At 49.1% G+C, this 21,880-nt stretch carries 17 protein-coding genes, 1 tRNA gene and 2 pseudogenes; 8 read left to right on the top strand and 12 right to left on the bottom strand.

Annotated features, from left to right (window positions below):
• Nucleotide 1 precedes the first annotated feature (1 nt).
• From aroC to glf, 7 genes are all read left to right on the top strand, one after another.
• Entirely contained in the window at nucleotides 2–1,099 is a 1,098-nt protein-coding gene (aroC, locus tag ACTQV4_RS05265) for a chorismate synthase (RefSeq protein WP_441569438.1), read from the top strand.
• A gap of 169 nt (nucleotides 1,100–1,268) precedes the next feature.
• Nucleotides 1,269–2,414 (top strand): prephenate dehydratase, encoded by a 1,146-nt coding sequence (gene pheA, locus ACTQV4_RS05260; protein WP_441569437.1) that lies wholly within the window; start codon nucleotides 1,269–1,271, stop codon nucleotides 2,412–2,414.
• On the top strand, nucleotides 2,415–3,653 hold the full coding sequence (locus ACTQV4_RS05255) for a shikimate kinase (RefSeq protein ID WP_441569436.1): 1,239 nt from the start codon (nucleotides 2,415–2,417) through the stop codon (nucleotides 3,651–3,653).
• Between the two features lie 100 nt (nucleotides 3,654–3,753).
• Nucleotides 3,754–4,191, top strand: a complete 438-nt coding sequence (aroQ, locus tag ACTQV4_RS05250; protein WP_441569435.1) for a type II 3-dehydroquinate dehydratase — start codon at nucleotides 3,754–3,756, stop codon at nucleotides 4,189–4,191.
• Nucleotides 4,192–4,320: 129 nt separating this feature from the next.
• The gene (locus tag ACTQV4_RS05245) at nucleotides 4,321–4,770 is read left to right on the top strand and encodes a DUF4869 domain-containing protein (RefSeq protein ID WP_427748113.1); all 450 of its coding nucleotides are present in this window, start codon (nucleotides 4,321–4,323) and stop codon (nucleotides 4,768–4,770) included.
• Nucleotides 4,771–4,889: 119 nt separating this feature from the next.
• A complete protein-coding gene (locus ACTQV4_RS05240; protein WP_441569434.1) occupies nucleotides 4,890–5,771 on the top strand; it encodes a hypothetical protein in 882 nt (293 codons plus the stop codon).
• A gap of 153 nt (nucleotides 5,772–5,924) precedes the next feature.
• Nucleotides 5,925–7,049, top strand: coding sequence for a UDP-galactopyranose mutase (gene glf / locus ACTQV4_RS05235; protein ID WP_441569433.1), 1,125 nt, complete (start codon nucleotides 5,925–5,927; stop codon nucleotides 7,047–7,049).
• A gap of 251 nt (nucleotides 7,050–7,300) precedes the next feature.
• Here glf and ACTQV4_RS05230 read toward each other — a convergent pair whose 3' ends face one another.
• The 7 genes and pseudogenes from ACTQV4_RS05230 to ACTQV4_RS05200 form a co-directional block, all read right to left on the bottom strand.
• Nucleotides 7,301–8,827, bottom strand: a complete 1,527-nt coding sequence (locus ACTQV4_RS05230; protein WP_441569467.1) for a CotH kinase family protein — start codon at nucleotides 8,825–8,827, stop codon at nucleotides 7,301–7,303.
• A 102-nt stretch (nucleotides 8,828–8,929) separates the two neighbouring features.
• Nucleotides 8,930–9,205, bottom strand: a pseudogene (locus tag ACTQV4_RS05225) (RICIN domain-containing protein); the annotation flags it as partial.
• Nucleotides 9,206–9,252: 47 nt separating this feature from the next.
• Nucleotides 9,253–9,561, bottom strand: a pseudogene (locus ACTQV4_RS05220) (RICIN domain-containing protein); the annotation flags it as partial.
• Nucleotides 9,562–9,606: 45 nt separating this feature from the next.
• Complete coding sequence (locus ACTQV4_RS05215; RefSeq protein WP_441569432.1) at nucleotides 9,607–10,770, bottom strand: RICIN domain-containing protein; 1,164 nt, start codon at nucleotides 10,768–10,770, stop codon at nucleotides 9,607–9,609.
• Between the two features lie 114 nt (nucleotides 10,771–10,884).
• Nucleotides 10,885–10,958: transfer RNA gene (locus ACTQV4_RS05210), tRNA-Arg, on the bottom strand.
• Between the two features lie 20 nt (nucleotides 10,959–10,978).
• Nucleotides 10,979–11,734: an ABC transporter ATP-binding protein gene (locus ACTQV4_RS05205; protein WP_441569431.1), complete on the bottom strand. Its 756-nt coding sequence runs from the start codon at nucleotides 11,732–11,734 to the stop codon at nucleotides 10,979–10,981.
• 14 nt (nucleotides 11,735–11,748) lie between these two features.
• On the bottom strand, nucleotides 11,749–12,582 hold the full coding sequence (locus ACTQV4_RS05200) for an ABC transporter permease (RefSeq protein ID WP_441569430.1): 834 nt from the start codon (nucleotides 12,580–12,582) through the stop codon (nucleotides 11,749–11,751).
• Between the two features lie 144 nt (nucleotides 12,583–12,726).
• On the opposite strand from ACTQV4_RS05200, the gene ACTQV4_RS05195 reads away from it, so the two are divergent.
• Entirely contained in the window at nucleotides 12,727–13,668 is a 942-nt protein-coding gene (locus tag ACTQV4_RS05195) for a glycosyltransferase family 2 protein (protein ID WP_441569429.1), read from the top strand.
• A gap of 109 nt (nucleotides 13,669–13,777) precedes the next feature.
• Here ACTQV4_RS05195 and ACTQV4_RS05190 read toward each other — a convergent pair whose 3' ends face one another.
• From ACTQV4_RS05190 to ACTQV4_RS05170, 5 genes are all read right to left on the bottom strand, one after another.
• Nucleotides 13,778–15,436 carry a DUF6020 family protein gene (locus ACTQV4_RS05190; protein ID WP_441569428.1) on the bottom strand — a complete coding sequence of 553 codons (1,659 nt, stop codon included), beginning with the start codon at nucleotides 15,434–15,436 and terminating at the stop codon, nucleotides 13,778–13,780.
• A complete protein-coding gene (locus tag ACTQV4_RS05185; protein WP_441569427.1) occupies nucleotides 15,437–16,504 on the bottom strand; it encodes an acyltransferase family protein in 1,068 nt (355 codons plus the stop codon). It abuts the gene before it with no gap.
• 111 nt (nucleotides 16,505–16,615) lie between these two features.
• Nucleotides 16,616–18,763 (bottom strand): glycosyltransferase, encoded by a 2,148-nt coding sequence (locus ACTQV4_RS05180; protein ID WP_441569426.1) that lies wholly within the window; start codon nucleotides 18,761–18,763, stop codon nucleotides 16,616–16,618.
• 60 nt (nucleotides 18,764–18,823) lie between these two features.
• On the bottom strand, nucleotides 18,824–19,942 hold the full coding sequence (locus ACTQV4_RS05175; protein WP_441569425.1) for a glycosyltransferase: 1,119 nt from the start codon (nucleotides 19,940–19,942) through the stop codon (nucleotides 18,824–18,826).
• A 146-nt stretch (nucleotides 19,943–20,088) separates the two neighbouring features.
• Entirely contained in the window at nucleotides 20,089–21,648 is a 1,560-nt protein-coding gene (locus ACTQV4_RS05170; RefSeq protein WP_441569424.1) for a hypothetical protein, read from the bottom strand.
• Nucleotides 21,649–21,880: the final 232 nt, after the last annotated feature.

Below are 21,880 nucleotides of genomic sequence, written 5' to 3'. Positions count from 1 at the left end.
CATGTCCTCGACCTTTGGCAACGTTTTGCACTTAAGCATCTTCGGCCAGTCGCACTCCCCCGCCATCGGCTGCTCGCTCGACGGCATTCCGGCAGGTATCGCCGTTGACCAGGAGCAGCTTCAGGCCTTTTTGGACCGTCGCGCCCCCGGTCGCGACGAGACCGCGACCAAGCGCCGCGAGGCCGACGCCGCGCACATCATTGCCGGTGTGGTCGATGGGCACACCACCGGCGCACCTATAGCCGCGATTATCGAGAACACCAACACGCGCTCCAAGGACTATTCCGAGCTGCGCCGCAAGCCCCGCCCGGGGCATGCGGACTACCCCGCGCGCGTGAAATACCACAACATGCACGATGTCGCCGGCGGCGGGCACTTCTCCGGCCGCCTGACGGCACCCTTGTGCATCGCCGGCGGCATTGCGCTGCAGGCGCTCGAGGCCCGCGGCATCAAGGTGATGGCGCACGTCGCGCAGATCGGCGGCATCTCCGACCTGCCCATGGACGACATGGTCTATCGCGAGGCCGACCGCAAGGCGATCCTTACGAACGATCTGCCGTGCATTGACGCCGCCGCAGCCGGCCGCATGCGCGAGGAGATTCTCGCCGCACGCGACGAGCTTGATAGCATCGGTGGCATCGTGGAGTGCGGCATCTACGGCCTGCCTGCGGGCATCGGCGACCCCATGTTCAACGGCATCGAGAACCGCATCGCGCAAATCGCCTTTGGCATCCCCGCCGTAAAGGGCGTGGAGTTTGGCATGGGCTTTGCCGTGGCCGCCATGCGCGGCAGCGAGAACAACGACCCGTATCGCGTTGATGCCGAGACCGGCGAGATTGCGGTCGAGTCCAACAACGCCGGCGGCATCCTGGGCGGCATCTCCACCGGCGCACCCGTCATGTGGCGGATGGCCGTAAAGCCGACGCCCTCCATCGGTCGCGAGCAGCAGACCGTGGACATGGATGCCATGGAAAATGCCGAACTCTCGGTCCACGGCCGCCACGATCCCTGCATTGTCCCGCGCGCCGTCCCCGTAGCCGAAGCAGCCGCAGCGCTCGCCATCTGGGACGCCCTCCTAGAAGACGCCGCCCAGCTTTAGCCCACCCACCCCGAGGGTAGCTAATTTGGGACGGGGCTTTTTTAGCTACCCCCATATGCCAGTGAGTATTTGCCCCGGCACCCATCGATTCGCCACCAGTCAAAGGGTAGCTAAAAAAGCCCCGTCCCAAATTAACTACCCTAGGCAACGATTCACGAAAGGGGTCTCCATGGACCTTGCCGATATTCGCCAGGCCATCGATGGCATCGATACCGCCTTGCTCAACAGCTTTGTCGAGCGCATGGACATTGCCACCGAGGTTGCCAAATCAAAGATCGAGATGGGCAAGGCCGTCTTCGACCCCGCCCGCGAGCGCTCCAAACTCAGAAACCTCGCCAGCCGAGCACCCGAGCGCTACGAGGCCCAGACCATTACCCTGTTCCGCCTCCTCATGAGCATGAGCAAGGCCGAGCAGCAGCGCTACATCAACGAGCTCAAGGGCATCACGGTGTCGCAAAAGGCCCATGCCACGGCCGCAGCCTTTGACACGCCCTTTCCCCAGACGGCCAGCGTTGCCTGCCAGGGCGTCGAGGGCGCCTACAGCCAGATAGCCGCGTGCAAGCTCTTCGACGTGCCCGATATTGCGTTCTTTGAGACCTTTGAGGGCGTTATGCGCGCCGTACGCGACGGCTTCTGCGAGTTTGGCGTGCTGCCCATCGAAAACTCAACCGCCGGCTCGGTCAACGCCGTCTACGATCTTCTCGCACAGTTCGACTTCCATATCGTGCGTTCGCTGCGCCTCAAGATCGATCACAACCTGCTCGTCAAGCCCGGCACCAAGCTCGCCGACGTGCGCGAGGTCTACAGCCATGGCCAGGCCATCGCCCAGTGCGCCGGCTTTATCGAGGCCCACGGCCTGCACGCCACCAAGTACCCCAACACTGCTATGTCGGCCGAGATGGTCGCCAACTCCGAGCGCACCGATGTCGCCGCTATCGCCTCGCGCAGCTGCGCCGCGCTCTACGGTCTGGAGGTGCTGGAGCCCAATATCCAGGACTCGGACAATAACTACACGCGCTTTGTCGTCATCAGCCGCGAGCCGCGCGTCTATCCCGGTGCCAACCGTACTTCGCTCATGATCACCACGGCCAACGAACCGGGTGCCCTCTACCGCGTGCTCGAGCGCTTCTACGCGCTCAACATCAACCTCATCAAGCTCGAGAGCCGCCCCATCCCCGGGCACGACTTTGAGTTTATGTTCTACTTTGACCTGGACTGCCCCTTTGGCAGCAAGGCCCTCGACGACTTGCTCGACTCGATTGACGACGTGTGCGAGAGTTTCACCTACTTTGGCAGCTACACGGAGGTGCTTTAGATGACCGATACCGCCGCAACCCGTCCCTACGGCGTGCTGGGCCGCGTGCTGGGCCACAGCTACACCCCGACCATCTACAAGGAGCTCGCAGGGCTGGAGTATGTGCGCTTTGAGCGCGAGCCCGAGGATCTCGAGGCTTTTATGACGGGTGACGAATGGGAAGGCACCAACGTGACCATCCCCTACAAGCGCGCCGTCATGGAATACCTGGACGAGCTGAGTCCCCTGGCCGAGCGCATGGGCAACGTCAACACCATCACGCGCCTACCCGACGGCCGCCTGCGCGGCGACAACACCGACTACTTTGGGTTTCAGTGCCTGGTCGAGGAGTTGGGCGTAGAGGTTGCCGGCAAGAAGGTCCTCGTGCTCGGTGCCACCGGCGGTGCCGGCACCACGGCCAGCATGGTGCTCGGTGACCTGGGCGCCGTCGTTGTGCCTGTCGGCCGCACGAGCGAGGTCAACTACGATAACATCGCACAGCAGTCCGACGCGACGCTGCTCGTCAACTGCACGCCTGCTGGCATGTTTCCCCACTGCCCCGACGCGCCCTGCACGCTCGAAGGGCTCGATGCGCTCGAGGGTGTCATCGACATTGTCTACAATCCCGCCCGCACGGGACTCATGCTCGAGGCCGAGCGCCGCGGCATCCCCTGCATCGGCGGCCTGCTGATGCTCGTGGCCCAAGCGGCACAGGCTGTTGAGCGCTACACTGGTCAGATTACACCGCGCGAGCGCATCCTGGATGTGACGGAGCGCCTGTCCCGCCGCGAGCAGAACATTGCGCTCATCGGCATGCCGGGCTCGGGCAAGACCCGCGTGGGCGAGCAGATCGCCCAGCTCACGGGCCGCGAGCACATCGACTTGGACCGCGCGCTCGAGGAGCGCCTCGGCATGCCCTGCGCCGACTTTATCGTCGAGCGCGGCGAGGCAGCCTTCCGCGAGCAGGAGACGGCGGCGCTGGCCGACATCTCCAAGCGCAGTGGCCTGGTGCTCTCCACCGGCGGCGGCGTGGTCACGCGCGACGAGAACTATCCGCTGCTGCACCAAAACAGCCAGATCGTGATGCTCAACCGCAAGCTCGAGGAGCTCGCCCACAAGGGTCGCCCCATCACCGCCCGCGACGGCATCGAAAAGCTCGCCGAGCAGCGCATGCCGCGTTACCGCGCCTGGGCCGACCACATCATCGACTCACGCGACTGCGCCGCCAACACCGCACGCGCCGTCCTCGACACCCTCTAAAACCTGCCAAAAAGGGACAGGTTTATTTTGGCAGGTTTTATCTGGGCAAACGCCGCAGACAGCAAGCCCCTCCACCAACCAGACCACAAAGGAAGCAACCATGAAAGCACTCGTCATCAACGGTCCCAACCTCAACATGCTCGGCATTCGCGAGCCGGGCATCTACGGCAGCGACAACTATGACCGCCTGGTCCAGATCTGCCAGGAGGCAGGCGCCGCGCAGGGCTTTGACGATGTCGAGGTCTTCCAGTCCAACCACGAGGGCAGCATCGTCGACAAGATCCAGGAGGCCTACGGCAAGGTCGACGGCATCGTCATCAACCCGGCGGCCTACACGCATACGAGCGTGGCCATCCTCGACGCCCTCAAAGCCGTCGCCATCCCCGCCGTGGAGGTACACATTAGCGCCGTCGAGACCCGCGAAGACTTCCGCCAGGTGAGCTATGCGCGCCTGGCTTGCTTCGCCACCGTCACCGGCGAGGGCCTGCAGGGCTACGCTCACGCGCTGGAGCTGCTGAGGGAGCGTCTCGAAAAGTAGCGTCGCGAGCAAATCCATCAACACGACTACGCGCTAATAAAGCCAGCGCCGGCAGTAGCGACCTCGCTGCTGCCGGCATTTTATTACTGGCATATAATCGTTGCAGTCACACTACGTCTGGAGACCCACATGCTGAGCATTCACCTGGGGGATTACCCCGGTTCCATCTACGATACCGAAACCTATTTTAGGAACTCATACTTGGACTCATGGTTCGAAGACCCCATGGCCGCACAGATTATTAAACGCGTGGACGGATCAGAGCTCATCGGTCCCCACAACATCGTAAGCAAGCAGCTGGGCTCAATCACTCCACTCGAACTGTCCGGCGGCGTTAAGACGCTGCTGCTGGTGCGCAATCTCCCAAATATGGTGTTTAACGCATCCACCTGCGGAGACAACTGTGCCCGCTGGCTACTCAAGATCGGCAAAGAACAGGATGTGCTGGTGACCCTTTACCACATCATGAAATTCCCTTGGAAGAACTTTGAAATCCGCATTGAAAACGATGGCCGCATCGTCAGGAACATGCAGGAGTTTGTCGGCGCCACGAATGACTTTTTGGATGTTGATGAGTAATGAGGGGAACGCACACCGTTGTCGTAGAGCGTGCAAAGGTCAAATACACGCTCACGTTTAAACGAAATATTTCCTTCATACGCGGCAACAGCGGCACGGGCAAAACGACGCTCATCTCGATGATTCGCGACTACAACGACCGAGGACCGGAAAGCGGCGTTGCACTCAGCTGCGACGTACCTTGCGAAACGCTTTCTGGCAGACGCTGGGAGCGCGAGCTGTCGATCATCGAAGATTCAATCGTCTTTCTAGATGAGGGTAACGAGTTTATCTACTCAAAGGACTTCGCCAAAGCCGTCAACGGCTCGTCCAACTATTTTGTTCTGATATCTCGTCGCGACGCCAACGAGCTCCCCTACAGCGTCGACGAGATCCTAAAACTGGTCAATACCACAAGCAAGACGATCAATGGCCGCAAGAGCGACAGGCGCTTCTACTCGGTGACCAAGCCGCTATATGACCACACGGCAAGTATGCTGTATCAGGACCTTAACGTAGGTTTCGACAATCCCGATGCCGTAATTGTCGAGGATAGCAAGTCTGGTTATCAATTCTACAGCGCCCTTTGCAACCGACTGGGAATCCCCTGCTACACCGCTACCGGCGTAGCAAACCTAAAACGAACGATTCACGAATGCCCCGAGCAAAACGTTCTTGCCATTGGAGACGGCGCAGCGTTTGGCCCCTACATCGAAAAGGTGCTCGGACAGCGCGTTTACAAGAACGTTCGCTTGTTCCTCCCGGAATCATTTGAGTGGACGCTTCTGCAATCCGGCCTCATCCCCAACAACGACATTCCAACAATCCTCAAGGATCCTTCGAGCTATATCGAAAGCCGCAAGTACCTAAGTTGGGAGCGATTCTTCACCGACGTATTGATCAAATACTCGGCAGACACTCGCTATGCCTACAAAAAGGCAAAGCTCAATGAGCAGTACCTGAGGCCGCAGGCAATGGATGCAGTAGCAAACGTCTTGCCCGAGTGTTTGAAAGCAGAATAGTGGGTCCTTAAGATCATTTGGAAACCCGGTTACGCTCACGCGCTGGAGCTGCTGAAGAAGCGTCTGCTACACTAACCCCAGGGACGAACACATCAGGTACGTTTGTCCCCAAACAAAAGTAACTGTCTAATCGACATACAAAGGAGCATTTCCATGTCCCAGTACGATTACCTTGTCGTCGGCGCCGGTCTTTCGGGTGCCGTCTTTGCCAATGCCGCCAAGCGCGCCGGCAAGTCGGTCCTGGTCATCGACCGCCGCGACCACATCGCCGGCAACATCTACACCGAGGACGTCGAGGGCATCCAGGTCCACCGCTACGGCGCGCATATCTTCCACACCTCCATGAAGGACGTCTGGGACTACGTCAACCGCTTCGCCGAGTTCAACAACTACGTCAACTCGCCGGTCGCCAACTTCCACGGCAACATGTACAACATGCCCTTTAACATGAACACCTTCGCCAAGATGTGGCCGGGCGTCGTCACGCCGGCAGACGCCAAGGCCAAGATCGCCGAGCAGGTGGCCGCCGAGAACATCGGCGAGCCGCAGAATCTTGAGGAGCAGGCGCTGTCGCTCGTCGGCCGCGACATCTTCGAGACGCTCGTGAAGGGCTACACCGAGAAGCAGTGGGGCCGCGACTGCAAGGACCTGCCCGCAAGCATCATCAAGCGCCTCCCCTGCCGCTTTACCTACGACAACAACTACTTCAACGACCGCTACCAGGGCATCCCCATGGGCGGCTATACCAAGATGGTCGCCAACATGCTCGAGGGGATCGAGGTCCGCTGCGGCGTGGAGTACAAGGATCTGATCGCCGCCGAGCCCGATATCGCCGCCAAGACGATCTACTGCGGCCCCATCGACGCGTTCTACGACTTTAAGCTGGGTACGCTCGAGTACCGCAGCCTGCGCTTTGAGACCGAGACACTCGACGAGCAGGACCACCAGGGCGTGGCCGTGGTCAACTACACCGAGCGCGAGGTCCCCTACACGCGCATCATCGAGCACAAGCACTTCGAGTTCGGCACTCAGGACAAGACCGTCATCACGCGAGAGTACCCGGCGGACTGGAAGCCCGGCGACGAGCCCTACTACCCCATCAACGACGCCAAGAACGAGGCCCTCTACAAGCAGTACGAGGAGCTGGCGGCGCAGGAGGGCGACGTGATCTTCGCCGGTCGCCTGGGCGGCTACAAGTACTACGACATGGACAAGGCCATCGCCGCCGCCTTCGAGCTCGTCCGCAACGAGCTTGGCGTGGAGCCCACGGAGGCGTAGAAACAAAGGCGCATTAGCTAGCGACCATAAGCAAACAGAATGCCCGGTACAGCGCGAATGCTGTACCGGGCTTATATGTGGAGCAATCAAGCGCACCCCGATGCCAAAATTCGGGGCGTTCAAGCAAACGGCCCAGCCCATGAGTTACTCACCAACAGAAAAGGCCGCCCGACGTAAGTCGAACGACCTTAATAGATAGCCAATAAAACAACAGGACCCTAAACACGGACGTAAAAAATCAGTCTATAGCCCTATTGCGCCGTCTCAAGCCAATCCAGACGACTGTTGAGCCATGCGCGTACATCATCGGTAGACTCAGAAGAGACACCCCACAACATAGACTCCATGTTCACAGAGGTAGCAACACTAGACTCATACGCAAGGTAATCCTGCCCATTGATGCACCCCCGGGCTTCGTCAAGCACTTCTTGCTTGACGGCATCAACAGCAGCGCGAACCGTCGGATCCTGCAGCAGACGTGAGCCTAAAACAGCATTGCGCGTAAGCCAACCCTGCGGCGACAAGCAACTGTCACTTGACTGGAATGAAAGAGCGTTTCCCATCGCCAAGTCAAAATCCCAGGCTGGACCGAAAACAAACTGCGAGTCGCCAGAGGCATCAGAATTCTTAAACAGATACGTTGATGAGTAATTAAAACCGTCAACGCACTTGGTAATCTCATTGAGCCAGTAAAGGCGCGCAAGAGAATCAATGTCGCAGTAATCCGCCGTCGTTTTTCCCGTCTCAGGATTGACACCTCCGTTGCGAATGCAATCGAAAAATTCCTGGAAACGAGAACTCAAAAATTCGGCTTCATCCTTGGTCCAAACACAAGGCGACTTGCACACAAAGTACAGTACGCCGTTTCCCGAATCTACGCTAAACCAAGCGTCCTCATTCACATAGCGCTCCTGGTCAAACTCAATCAGATAGCCGCCCGTGATGTCGGCGGGATTTTGAAGGCCCTCAGCGTACTTCATTTGATTACCGCGAGAGTTAACCCCCTCGATAAGTTGATAGCTTATCCCGCTATTAACGGCATCGTTAGCGTCTTCAAGGTTGTCGATATCCACGCGACCGGAGTTGATCTGGACCTTCTCGCAGAGCATATAAGCGCCGCGGTATTGTCCGTCGTAATACAGATCAACGGCACGGTACTCAATCGGCGCATGGGTTCCCAATGCAGACGCAAGCGAATATGCCGCAGCATTACGCATCGAAGTTCCATCATAGGCGTTTGCCAAAAGCACCCAAGTCTTATTCTTATTCGCTTTGTCGCCTGTCTCCAAAAGGTCAGTCTTCTTATCGAGCTTGATCTGATATGGCTTCTTGTCCATCATCCATGTACTGTTGCCGCGACCTTTAATCTGAGACAGTGCGCCGTCATACACGGAGACGCCGGAGGCGTCAACAAGCTTCATGGAACCGGTAGCAACTGCAGTATGGTCTCCACTCGATTCGATGTAGCCACGCCCATAATTGACCGGATCGTCACTGCTAATAAACATCGATGCCACGCCAGTGATCTGTTTAATGTCAAACACGAACAAATCGGCCGAATCAAGGTTGGATCGAACGACGATCGGACTACCAGAGTTCGCACTGCTTGTCAGGCCAAGATCGCTTAACGCCACCGAAGACCCCACGGTAAGTCCAACAGAGCAGTCTCCAACAGTAATAGACGTCTCCGGCCCACCACTGTATGCAAGCTGAGCAGAGTTAAGGTCAAAAACAGACGGAAGCGCAAAGTGTGCATTGCCATAACGGTCAAAGGTCATCCCAATTTCAAGCGAGCCCGAGCGAAGACTCAGATTGTACTCAGACGCGGCCACGCTATGGGAAATGACAAGATCACCGGGATTGTTAAAATTCCTAAACTCCCATTCGGATTGCGGAGTTGTCTTGTCGATAGAAATAATAGTGAGCACGCCCGATTCGGCCCCGCGCTTGGTCGAGAGCACATAGTCACCGAGTGCAGACTGGATATAACCACCACTGAAAGTGGGAACATACTTCCAAGACTGAGCTTTGGTATCGTTCTCGGCATACTGCTGGACAATAGTCCCCGATTTGGCACGGCCTGAGCGGACATCAAGACACAAACCCGAGTTGATGTTCTTAATGGTAAAGAAACCGCCGCCCGTGTTCTCGAGATGCCATTGTTGAGCCGCCGAGCCATTAAAACGTACGTCTGAAGCGCAAGTCCCCCGTCAGACGAAGCGTTCGGAACATCAAGAACTTGCCTGGTGCCACTCTGGTTTAGCAGATAGTAGTCACCATTCTCAATCAAATCGCATGGGACGAGCAACCACGATTGAGCCTTGGTTCCGTTACTCGAGTACGTAGAAACACTGTTACCAGCAGCGCTCGATCCACCGGAAAGATCGATGCATCTGCCGGACTGTTTGTTTTTAATACGATATCCCCCGTTTAAGCTAGCATCCAGGATCCAGTATGAACGACCCGAAGGCTCTTTACGATATTCGATTCCACGTTTCGCGATTTCCGTCAAATACAGCCCCGAGTTGGCATTTTTAAAGGTATACGAGCCGTCATCTTAACGTTCAAGCACCCACTTCTGCGCCAGAGACAGATTTGAGATCCAAAGCTGCGATGCAGCGCCGGAATCCTTTGACCCACCGGAAACGTCAAGTACACCCGATTCGTCAACAGTTGTCTTAAGCTGAAAAGAACCAGAATGATCTATTGGAGACGTGTTGAACGTCCATTTTTGAGCGGCGGTATGGTTCGCCTGATACATTTGCAGTTGGTTGCCATTAGAGAGAGAAGCGCCGGGAACATCCAACACCTTACCTGTTAGTGCCGAGACAACTTCAATGTGACCGTCAGAAGTCTGCAGAAGACACCATTGCTGTGCCGGAGTTCGATTAGATGAGTACTGCTGAATACGCACACCGGAAGACTTGGAACCACCAGGAATATCAAAAGAACAACCAGACAGCGCAGAGAAAATGGAATAGTAGCCCGTATTCTGGTCGAACACAACATTCCAAGCCTGAGCCGACGAATCGTGACCTTCGTAGATTTGAACAGCGTCTCCGTTATCTAAAGATCCACCCCAAAGGTCAATCACCTTTTTATCCGACAGAGCAGTAGAAATACGATAGGAGCCGTCTTTAACAGGTTGAGTGACGCGCTCGACCCTCCATTTTTGCGCCTTGGTACCATTTGACGTATAAAGGCAGACATTGGCTCCATTTTTTGAGCTTCCACCGGCAACATCAAGAAACAAGCCATTGCAGTCGGAGCGAATTGAATACGACCCGTCAGCGTTCTGGACAAATTTCCATCGTTGGGCTTGTGTGTTATTTGAATCATAAAGCTGTGCATTAGCACCCGCGATTTTTGAGCCGCCAACAACATCAAGCGCCATACCGGTAATCGAATTCTGGATGGAATAAGAGGGTCCCTTCTTAGAGATTCTCCAAGCCCGGGCGTAGGTATGATTACCTTCATAAACCTGCACGTTCGACCCGTTGACGCAATTACCACCCGCAACATCCAACGATTTATCGGCAATAACATTAGTGATGGTGTAAACGCCGTCATCAAGCTCGGCATAGCTCTTAGCCTTTGCCTGGGTCGGCATTACGCCAAGCGCAATAAAAAAGAGAAGCAGCGCTATTCCCCTCAATCGCTTTCGAAAACAAGTTCGAAACGTATCAGCACCAATCATTAAATCACCCAATCGCTTAAACATTTCTTAACAACACCTTGAACGAACAGCCCAATTAGAGCAACACTGAAATCGCCAAGCGGAGATATTTGCGGAAATAAAAAGGCCCAGCATAAGCTGGACCCGACAAACAAAAGGTGCTCCATGGCGGATTCGAACCGTCGACCTTGGGATTAGAAGTCCCCTGCTCTATCCAACTGAGCTAATGGAGCAATATGCAGTTAATTATAACCTAGTTGAACTGATCGCGATATGCCTTGCACACCTCGTCGACGGGGCCATCCATGCGAAGATCGCCCTTTTCAATCCACACGGCACGCTGACAAATACGCTCAACCTGCTCCATGGAATGCGACACAAACAAAACGGTAACATCACCGCTCCCTATGAAATGCTGGATTCGCCTCTCGCACTTCTGCTGAAAGAAAACGTCGCCGACCGAAAGCGTCTCATCGACAATCAGGATATCCGGCTCGGTAATCGTAGCGATTGCAAACGCAATACGCGCGACCATACCAGACGAAAAGTTCTTAAGCGGCATATCGGCAAAATCATTGAGCTCTGCGAAATCGATAATCTCATCGAAATTCGCATCGATGAACTCTTTCGTATACCCCAGGAGCGCTCCATTGAGATAAATGTTCTCTCGAGCAGTGAGTTCATAGTCAAATCCAGCGCCAAGCTCGATAAGCGGCGATATGGTGCCATGTGTCACAACCGAACCCTCAGACGGCTCAAGAACGCCAGCAATGATCTTAAGCATGGTGGATTTACCGGAGCCGTTTGTACCAACTAAGCCGACAACTTCACCCCTATGGACATCGAAGGAAATATGCTTGAGCGCCCTAAACTCCTCGAAGAAAAGCTCATGACGTGCAAGCTTAATAAAGTATTCCTTTAAATTCGTAAGACTCTCGGATGCCATGTTAAAGACCATGGATACATCCTTGACTTCAATGGACAAAGGCTTCTCATCGATTACGCTCATGACGTTAATTCCTTCTAGATATAGAGAATGAACTTATGCTCAGTCTTATGGAAGATCAGGTAGCCAACAACAAGGGACGCAAGCGCCCACGCGACACAAAGGGTCAGCGTCATGGGATCGGGAGTTGTTTGGAACAAGAAAATATCCCTCATAAACTGCAGGTAATTGTACATAGGGTTGCCCCACATAAGAATTTGGAGCCAATGGGGCATGGCGTAAATGAAGTCAGAAGTCCAGAAAATAGGCGTGGCATACGTCCAAGCCGTAAGCACAACGCCCCAAAGATGCTGAACGTCACGGAAAAACACCGTAAGAGCCGAAAGGGCCATACCAACACCCATGCAAAAGAGCATTAAAAGAAGAAGGGCCACGGGCAGCAGAATCAAATGCCAGGTAGGCATCACGTGGAACCAAATCATTACAATGGCAACGGCAACTAGCGAAAAGGCAAAATTAACTAGGGCAAAGAGTATCTTCTGAACGGGAAACACCCACCTGTGGACCTTAACTTTCTTTAGAAGAGAAGAGGCCCAAAGTATGGACATAAGAGCTTGTGAAGTCGAATCAGACATCACCGTAAAGGTCACGTTACCGACAATAAGATAAAGAGGATACATCTCTGGAGTAACCGCGCCGCCATTACGGCCTTGGGCAAAAATGGTCGAGAAAACAACCGCCATAACGACCATCATAAGAAGGGGATTTAAAACACTCCAAGCAACACCGAGAAAACTACGGCGATACTTAAGCTTGAAATCCTTTATGACTAGCTGCTTAAGAATAAAAATGTCCTTGGCTGTCTCGTTTTTTGCATGAGACTCGATAACGACGCCATCGGTCTTACTCATATACAAATCCTTAATACGACGCTGTAAACTCATTTAGTATATCGGCGAATCTGATTAAAACGAGCTTAATACCGAATCACACAAAGAAGCTCATATGCGTGGATTAGAATACATGATCGTAAAGCCCAGATGTTGGAGACCTGAATGAATTTCAATAACGTCGCTGTACTTATCCCCTGCTACAATGAAGCGCTTACGATCGCAAAAGTGGTGGAGGATTACAAGAAAGCCCTCCCCGGTTCAAAGGTATATGTTTACGACAATAATTCCTCTGATGGAACGGCGGAAATAGCAAAGCAGCATGGCGCCATTGTCAAACACGAACCGAGGCAAGGAAAAGGCAATGTATGCCGACAGATGTTTAGGGATATTGAGGCCGACTGCTACCTCATGGTCGACGGCGACGACACATACGACGAAACGAAAGCCGTTGAAATGTGCCTCCCGATTTTGAACGGAGAAGCCGATATGACAGTCGGCGACCGCCTATCCAATGGCACCTATGCTGAAGAAAACAAACGAGCCTTCCATGGTTTCGGTAATAACCTGGTCAGATTCATGATTAAATGGATTTATGGCTATACGTTTGACGATGTCATGACCGGTTACAGAGCCATGAGCAAGCCTTTTGTAAAAACATTCCCCGTTTTAAGCGAAGGCTTTCAGATCGAAACGGAGCTTTCAATCCATGCAGTCGATAGAAGATGGCGAATTCAGGATATTCCCATCGTATATAGAGATAGGCCAGAAGGATCCCAATCAAAACTAAACACCGTATCCGATGGAATCAAAGTTATTAAAATGATTGGCGTGCTGTTTAAGGACTATAGACCCTTGAAACTGTTTTGCATAATTGCGGCATTGCTTCTATTGCTTGGTCTAATATTGGGAATACCGGTCGTTGTCGATTTTACTTATACCGGACTAGTAGAAAGACTGCCGACAGCAATCTTGGCCGTCGCTTTTGTATTCCTCAGCTGTCTAAGCTTGGCGACTGGATTGATTCTTGACTCAATCGCTAAAATCGAACGCAAAAATTGGGAGCTTGTAACATATATGTTCAGGAAAGATATCGTTTCTGAGTAAGCAGAGACTCGATAGAATCAAATAAATTTATCGAGCTACACACGATAGAACATGATCGATTTTCGACGAAATGGCTCCGCTGCATCGAATTCGCAGCGGAGCCATTTCCCTAAACAGACACAGACTTTAACTTTGCTCTAGACATAACCAGCAGAAGCGGAACACTATAAATAAAGGGGAGAAAATAGCGGACTGCCTCAAAATTGGTTGACACTATAGAGGTGGGTGACAGAAGAAGGAAGGGAACCATACATAGAATTGGGATACATAGCCAGATGACAGCTGCACTGCATTTCGAACGGTCAAGTTTACACGAAACAATGCTGTTCGCCAGTATCAAGACAATCGAAACTAAATAGGTAATAGGACTGAAAAATAAGCCAATAAATGGAAGCTTTACAATTAGCTGTAAAGCGCTGGACAGAGCTGAAGATGCAGATTGGAAAATTGCTGGTCTCTCAAAAGAAGGTTGACCATTTTCAGGAGAAACCAACAAACAGCCAGAACCTTCAGGGAAATACAGATACTCATCAAAAGAAAACCAGCCACTCTCTTGTGATAAAAAAGCACGTAAATATGCGTCCGGATGTCGTAAGCCCTGTTTGACAAAGACAACAAGATAGGCTTTCAATTTATCCGAACTGGGCCACTCATCGACACCATCCCAATAATGAATGACATTATCAGCCAAACGATAGTCATATCGATCTCCAAGCCCGTCATATCCAAGCATCGAATCGATAACGGCCTTCTCTTCATCAAGCACATCACCGGGATATTCTTTACAATACCGAGCGGTGCATTGATACAATGGGCCAAGTGCTTCAATTACAGATCCTTTGGAAATTGAGAACAAAGGAAACAAAAACAAAGGAATAAAAACCTGAACAACGCAGATAACGCTAATTAAAGAAACGAACATTCCTCGTTTTGCGGGTATATGCACAAATAGCAGCACAATGCAAACAAGCACAAATACATATATGGTTGTTTTTTTTGAAAGAGCACAAAGTAGCGCATATAGAAAAAATAGAACGAAAGTATTAAGCGTTGGCGTTTTAACATACATGGAAATCCATATATTAAGAAAACCAATTAAGCAGATACAGAAAATAATATCCTTGCATGGAACACAACAGAAATATGCGAAAGCAGGAAAAACGCAGTAAAACAAGTACAACAATGTTAGGACTCTTCTATTATCAATAATAGAAGAGAGAAGGCTGATCTGCCAAGCAAATAATGATGCCTGTACGAACGCCATTAAGATGCAGAGAAACCATAGTGATAGATTGTATGAAAAAATGCAGTGCATTAGCTTAATTACTGAACCCATAATAAAAGTCGTGAAAATAGGGTGATGATCAGTAAATAACGAGTTATCAGACATTGGAAAGATGCCGTGACTAGGATTACCGAAATACTGAGCCAGCTGAAACGAAGTATCAAAACTCAATACTCCAGGGAAATAGACGACAAGATAAACAGACCATGACAATAAAAGAAACAAAGCGAGTTTTCTTGAGCTATTTGATTGAATAAGTCGATCCATGCGCAACAGTGGGCCTTTTACTAATAAGCAATACGCCAAGACATCAATGCACAACAATTGAATGAGCACAAGCAGCAATACCAAGAAAAGTAAAAAGCGGGACGATCTGAAATCACCGACAGCCGTATTGCAAAAGCCTATTGTCACCATAATGGCAATAACTATTGAAATCGGATATTTCCAACGAGACAGATACATGGTTTCTAGCAATTGCATTTAGACACTCAATTTCTTAGATAGATTATTATTGAATAATCGCTTACAAGCGACACCAACGATCGCGATACCAATAAACACAACAGCAGCCCGCATCAAGCTGAATATAAAACCATGCTTCCAACTGATGCAATAATTCAAAAGCCACAAGACGGGCATATGGAGGTAAAAAATGAATAAGGTATTTTCTGAAAACGCCTGAATGATTGAAACAATTCGAGCTCCTTCAAAAGCGGGACAAATATTATTTATGAGCACGACTAGACCAAAAAACTCCATCGCGACGCCGAACTGAACATATTGATCTGGCAAAACTTGACCAGTCCAGCAATACGTTCCATATAACGCATAATATTCAACCATAAGCAATGTAATTCCGCTGAATATAGCAAAAATTGCTAATGCCACATGACGTCTACCAATATACTGTTTCAAATTATCGAAGATACATGGCCCACAAATGAAGATACAGAGATAAAAGGACCAAATGCCAAACGGATTAACAAAAGAAATAGCATTCATAAAGCTATACTTAACGGATTCAAATAAGATAATTTGAAGCATGTCTAGTGCATTGCCGCACATCAACGTAAGCAGGAAAGTTAATCCGATAGCAGTTACAACTTGTTTATTTTGCTGAAATGCGAGAGCGATAACTGGAAAAACAAAATAAATGGAAATCAAAGCATAGATGAACCAGGTATGTTCCACCGGAAAGCCGCTAGAATCTGAACAAGTAATGAAGTAATTAAGAAAGCCTGAAGCAGTAGGAATTGGATCCATGAATCCAAATAAGACAAATAGGCAATATATGACAAATTTAAACAGGACTAAATATTTCACTGTCTTAACTAATCTATTTAAGTGTTTTTTAAAATCGAACTTCTTCCTGAGTAGAAGCGCGCCGTGCACGGCAAAGAAAACTGGGACTGCCGTTAACGCAAAAAAATGCCATATTTGAGAGCCGATAGAAGTCGAAGAAAAAACTGGATAGTGAATCGAGCAAACAAGATAGATTGATAAGGCTTCCAGCCAATCAAACTCAATGACTCTTTTACCGATATCCATGGGACAACTCGTTTCCAAAAAAGAGAGAAAGCAGCCTTTAGGTCAGCAGAAAAGTTGAAAAATGCTCATCTAAAGGCTGTCCAATAGTAAATGCAAATTCAATCTTAAAAGCTATCGTGCCAGTTTTTTAAGATTGAGAATACCGAGATAGGTTTTTTTACCATATAAGGAGAAATATGGTAAAGCGTGTCTACCAAATTCCAATTCCACGTAGCCATCATTTAGTAGTTTTTTCGCAAGACACCGTTTTATTGAAGGGTCAGACAAAGTCGAAATATTCCAAATTGAATAATCAAGAGCCCAGTTTAGGAAGCTGCGCTGCAAAGCTTCATAATTGCCGATCTCTTTAAGATCTTCTTTAATACGGCAAATTGCTTGGTAAAAACACTCAGGATTGGCATCGCGTGAATTAGAGACAGACCCCTTTCTTGTCAAACGATGCTTGACAAGAACTTCGCTAACAACAGAAATCAATTTAGCGCGGTAAAGAAGCCCATATACAAATACGCCGTCTTCACTATTAGCCAAATCAGTGGGGAATAGCAATTTCGAGTCTCTAATTAGCGATGTTTTATACAGCCTATCCCAAGGCCAGCCCATAAATGCCTCGAACAAAGTATCAGAGACGTCATCGACAGTAAATGAATCTTTCGAAGGAATAAGGTCGAGCTTCAATGCCCAAGGCGTTGGAATCGATTGATATGATTTGCCATCATATTCGCAACTACTGCAAACTACAATATCAGCATCTGTAAGCTGTGCACGCTTATACAGCTTACTAAACATGTCGAAGGCAAAAATGTCATCAGAATCAAGGATCAACGTGTAAGCGGCGGAGACTTCCTCGAGTGCTCTATTGCGAGCGGCTGCAACGCCCTTATTCTCCTGATCTATAACCTTTAAGCGAGAATCAAGCTGCTCATATTCAGCAAGAATATCTCGAGAAGCATCTGTTGAACCATCATTGACGCAAATGATTTCGAAATCAGCAAAATCCTGAGCGAAAATGGAATCAAGTGTTTCCCTCAATACCTCGGCGGTGTTAAAGACGGGAAGAACCACGGAAATCTTAGGCTCAGTATGAGCTAAGCTAAATTTAGGAAGTTTCCTTGACACCATCTCATTATCAATGAAGTCAACGAGCATGGACCTGGAGTCATCACGTGTCAATTTACTCTGAATCAACGCTTTCGCTTGGTCAAAACCACTTTGTTGTGCGACTTGGAAGACAGTTTTAACCTTACGTTCGAAACGCTTAATCCCGTGTTGATAGTCAACACCCTTTGTAATGAAATCAATAAATGCCTGTGGATCGGAAATTGTTGTCTCAACGGCAGACAATTGCCCAGGAGCAAACAGTGTAGGATCAACCTCTCCTGCCGCCTTAGCTTCAGCATATTCAGCGCCGAATCTTTTAACAAAATCAAGCCGATATTCGTCAGCCACGCGACCAGCATTCCATGTATATGCATCGCACATCATTTTTGTTGCAACAGGTGAAAGCGAATCATGTAAATCGGGTCGGTCCTCACGAAGCCAACGACGAATCTCCTCATACTCAAGACAAATGGTATTCATTTTGCCAGGATTATTAATTGAAGACGCCTCGTTATCCTGTCGATAATGGACAAAAGGCTTATGTACAAACATAACTCGTTTAGCGCAAGCCCAAATTTTGAAGTTAAATGCAGTGTCCTGATAGGCAGCACCAGGCGTCTCTAATAGGCGGAGGTTATTCTTTTTGATGAAATCAGTACGGTAGATAGCCGACCACAAAGCAGGCTGAACATAGAAACAATGTTGATTATCGCGCATGCTCGGGTCAATAACCCGATCACACTCATGATTTCCAAACAGCTCTAGCAAGTGATCGTTCTTGATTTTTTTAGCCCAATAGAGATAAAAATTAGCTCGAACAACCTCCAAATCAAATGCATCCGCATAGTTCACGAGCGTTTCAAGCATATCAAGATCGGCAAAGTCATCGGACTCAAGAATCGTAACATACTCGCCATGAACCATATCGAGACCAGTATTTATTCCAACCCCATATCCGCCATTTTCTTTATCAACGACAACAAGGCGAGAGTCGGAATCGGCAAATTGGTGCAGAATTTCGGAAGAATTATCCGTAGAGCCATCATTAATGGCGATAACCTCAATGTCCTGAAGTGTCTGGGCAAGTAGACTCTTGATACAGGAAACAACAAATACTTCGTTATTGTATACCGGCACAATGACTGAAACTTTTGGGCTCATATCCATCCTCATCTCGCTATATGGACTCACTTAGTTTAATTGCACTGAGATTTCGAGAAGTCAGTTTTTAATCCGTGCATAAACTTTATTGATTAAGGGGGTTTTTAGTCGTTTAAGCTCATCGATACTCGCTTGCAGCTCATCGATACTCGCTTGCAGCTCATCGATACGCTTTTCAGCATCAGTAAGCCTTCTGTGCAAATCTGCTCGGATACGTTCTCCTTCATTGACTTCAAAATATAAGTCATCAAATGTTGACCAAACCGGCTGCAAAGCAGAAGAAGAATTCAGGACAGCTTGATTGCAGACGTAGTCAGCAACGACCGATTCATACAATGGTGAAAAACGTGCTTCAGACCAGAATAATTGAGAACCATCAACGTATCGCATCCATGGCTTACAAGGTCCAGCAAAATGAAAGATACTGGGGTCATTTCGTGCATCCAAATACTGGCGGAAAAGGGGTTTCGGAGCATACGTGGCAATATCCTTCACACGGATGCCTTCCGAATCAAACAAAACATTCCATCTCATTGAAAGACGAAGCGTTCGATTTGAAAAAAATCGATTAAGGCAGTCCTGATCAGGATATTCTGGTTTGAAGTCCACAATCCAAGAAAGAAGCTCATTTAACGAAGTCGACAATCTGAGCTCTGAAAGATTCATCAAAAGAACCCCAGAATTAAAATATGAATGGGAATTATCGATACCGAGACGCTGCAATCGGTTAGCTTCCCTTAAATCATATCCTGACACCATTCCAATTGAACCAATGTCTAGAGCAGCAGCAAGACAGTTCTTTTGAATATCAACATCAAATAACGCGGAAATATCCTTAAGAACAACTAAATCACTGTCCAGATATAAAACTTTATCAACAGACGGAAGAAGATCAATCAGACCTAGACGAAAAACGCACTCGGGACCAAACTGAGACCCAAAATGATAGCCGGCCAACAGCTTATTCAGTTCGGAAACATCCAGCAGGCTCAGTTTAAACGAATCAGTTTGATACGGAACGGCATCATGGAGATCCGATTCGGTAACATCAAAAGAAAGGACATGAAGGTAATACCGTCGCGCAGGGTCCCTATGACGAAAAACGGACGATACCATAACGCTGAAATACGGAAGATAGCTCTTATTGATACTGGCAGCAAGATGAATCACATTATCCATTAAACCCTCGTCCCACATATAAACTTTTTGTATTTCTCTTCAGTTTACCGTCTTCGAACGCAGTAGGCCTGCCGGTGCGTCGATTAATCGAGCATGTTTGGCATACAAATATGCCAAACATAAGCGAATTCAATAAAACCTGAAGACTATAAGGACTCCGGGTAAGATCTATTTTTTCGAAATTGCATATAAGCAATATAGGACCCATAGGCAGCATAAGGTACAAGCATTACAAAATTATTAATGACGTAGCAGGATTTGGCCTCCCAAAGAATATGAAACAAAAACCCTGCGAAAAAGACAATCAAGGGTAATAGTTTTAACAAGTCACACTTTTTACGATAAGCAAAGAGTCCTACAGCAGCGAATATATATATATAAGATTGAAATGCATCCATAAAAACTAGAGACAACTTATGTAATAGCCCTTTTCTCCATGAATTTTGAAGGATGGAATCATAGTTAAGCGATTCGGTGACGCCACTTAGTTCAGAATCGAATGGCTTCTCGCCGTATCCCGTATAAGTAATCCAAAACGATTGGAAAGAGGGATCAAGCCATTGCGAACCAATCTTTAGACTATAAAACTGGAAGAAGTCAAATTCATTGTCAAGAAAGTATCGAATTCTTTCCTTGACATAATCCAACGAATTGCTCGAAATATCGGCTTGATTACCATCAAAAGAGTAGTAAACCTCCTCGATATAATTATTATACCAGCCAGCACATCTGGGACCGTCCTGCATGCCCATTGCAATCCAAGCAGTTTTTGGTATGCCGTTGTCCAAATCGCAATCAACGGTTCGGCAAATTATGGAAGACGGGACAATGGACGCAATTAAATAAGTAACCACTAGACATAAAACGATCAAATATTTAGCAGGCTTTACAAAAGAAAGCTTGCTGGAAAACAGCCAAACGAATATTGAGGACAATAAGAACAATAGGCTGTTCAAACGAATAATTAATGCAAGCAGATAGAAAGAAATATGGAGAATTATATATAAGGGCCTTGGTGCTTTTTGGAGGTATAACAGCTGGTAATAAATCGCCGCCGCGCACAGCATAAATGAGGGAACATTCCCATAAATAAAATGGCTAAACAAAGAAAACGGCAAGAACAAAACCATCAATAGCAGAACAAAAATGCAGACAGTATTCGACTTGAATATACGCTCAGTTATTAAGCAAATGTAATTATATGAAACGATCAGCCAAATCACATTCAATAAGCGAAAAATAGGCCAGTTAGAGAAGCCAAATAGTTTTCCAATAATATAAAAATATAAAACTAAGCCAGATTGAAAGGGATATTTGGAAATATAGCTGGCTTTTTCAAATAGTGAGACATCGCCCTCCGACAATCCCCTTGCAACGTTTAGGCACGCCTCTTGATCAGCAACTGGATGAAAATTATTTAATAGAATCCAGGTCAAGCCTAATACGGCTATACAAATGCTTCCATACAATCTAAACATTCCTAGATTGCTATTCTTGATACGAGAAATAAATAAAAAGCAAATTAAGATGAACACAGGAAGCAGCGCCAAAGACGCAATCGAATACCTGGCAGCAATTTCCGGATGCTCGATATAAGAGTCAGGAAACACAAAAGTGAAAATTAGCGAACATACGGCCAATACTCCAACAACAATAAATCCCAGATAAGACAATAGCCGAGATAATATACATTCTAATTTGCTCATAACCCATCCCAAGCGAACGTAAGAACAACTCTAATACCTGTCAACTGACACAAACAAGATAGGCAAATGATGCCTACCGAATAAAGACTTAAACCATAGGGAGCATCTCGCCCGTCACGGGGTCGAAGAACCTCTCGCCGAGGCCCTCCACCTCCTGCAGGCCGTAGAGCATGGCGCCGTCCTCGCCGTAGAGCACGGTCTTGTAGCCCAGGTCGGTCAGGCCGGTCGACAT

It is taken from the genome of Collinsella sp. LCP19S3_B11, from assembly GCF_052121915.1.
Classification (GTDB): Bacteria; Actinomycetota; Coriobacteriia; order Coriobacteriales; family Coriobacteriaceae; genus Collinsella.
Note: the sequence above shows the minus strand (reverse complement) of the source record. Positions and strands in the feature narration are given on the sequence as shown.

Excerpts from the sequence above, each read along its gene's own strand:
- ACTQV4_RS05200 (WP_441569430.1), bottom strand. The coding sequence starts at position 12,582 with ATGAGTAAGACCGATGGCGTCGTTATCGAGTCTCATGCAAAAAACGAG.
- ACTQV4_RS05255 (WP_441569436.1), top strand. The coding sequence starts at position 2,415 with ATGACCGATACCGCCGCAACCCGTCCCTACGGCGTGCTGGGCCGCGTG.
- ACTQV4_RS05240 (WP_441569434.1), top strand. The coding sequence starts at position 4,890 with ATGATTCGCGACTACAACGACCGAGGACCGGAAAGCGGCGTTGCACTC.
- ACTQV4_RS05175 (WP_441569425.1), bottom strand. The coding sequence starts at position 19,942 with ATGGATAATGTGATTCATCTTGCTGCCAGTATCAATAAGAGCTATCTT.
- ACTQV4_RS05195 (WP_441569429.1), top strand. The coding sequence starts at position 12,727 with ATGAATTTCAATAACGTCGCTGTACTTATCCCCTGCTACAATGAAGCG.
- ACTQV4_RS05230 (WP_441569467.1), bottom strand. The coding sequence starts at position 8,827 with ATGACCTTTGACCGTTATGGCAATGCACACTTTGCGCTTCCGTCTGTT.
- ACTQV4_RS05170 (WP_441569424.1), bottom strand. The coding sequence starts at position 21,648 with ATGAGCAAATTAGAATGTATATTATCTCGGCTATTGTCTTATCTGGGA.
- aroQ (WP_441569435.1), top strand. The coding sequence starts at position 3,754 with ATGAAAGCACTCGTCATCAACGGTCCCAACCTCAACATGCTCGGCATT.
- ACTQV4_RS05190 (WP_441569428.1), bottom strand. The coding sequence starts at position 15,436 with ATGCAATTGCTAGAAACCATGTATCTGTCTCGTTGGAAATATCCGATT.
- aroC (WP_441569438.1), top strand. The coding sequence starts at position 2 with ATGTCCTCGACCTTTGGCAACGTTTTGCACTTAAGCATCTTCGGCCAG.
- ACTQV4_RS05245 (WP_427748113.1), top strand. The coding sequence starts at position 4,321 with ATGCTGAGCATTCACCTGGGGGATTACCCCGGTTCCATCTACGATACC.
- ACTQV4_RS05215 (WP_441569432.1), bottom strand. The coding sequence starts at position 10,770 with ATGTTTAAGCGATTGGGTGATTTAATGATTGGTGCTGATACGTTTCGA.
- ACTQV4_RS05180 (WP_441569426.1), bottom strand. The coding sequence starts at position 18,763 with ATGAGCCCAAAAGTTTCAGTCATTGTGCCGGTATACAATAACGAAGTA.
- glf (WP_441569433.1), top strand. The coding sequence starts at position 5,925 with ATGTCCCAGTACGATTACCTTGTCGTCGGCGCCGGTCTTTCGGGTGCC.
- ACTQV4_RS05185 (WP_441569427.1), bottom strand. The coding sequence starts at position 16,504 with ATGGATATCGGTAAAAGAGTCATTGAGTTTGATTGGCTGGAAGCCTTA.
- ACTQV4_RS05205 (WP_441569431.1), bottom strand. The coding sequence starts at position 11,734 with ATGAGCGTAATCGATGAGAAGCCTTTGTCCATTGAAGTCAAGGATGTA.
- pheA (WP_441569437.1), top strand. The coding sequence starts at position 1,269 with ATGGACCTTGCCGATATTCGCCAGGCCATCGATGGCATCGATACCGCC.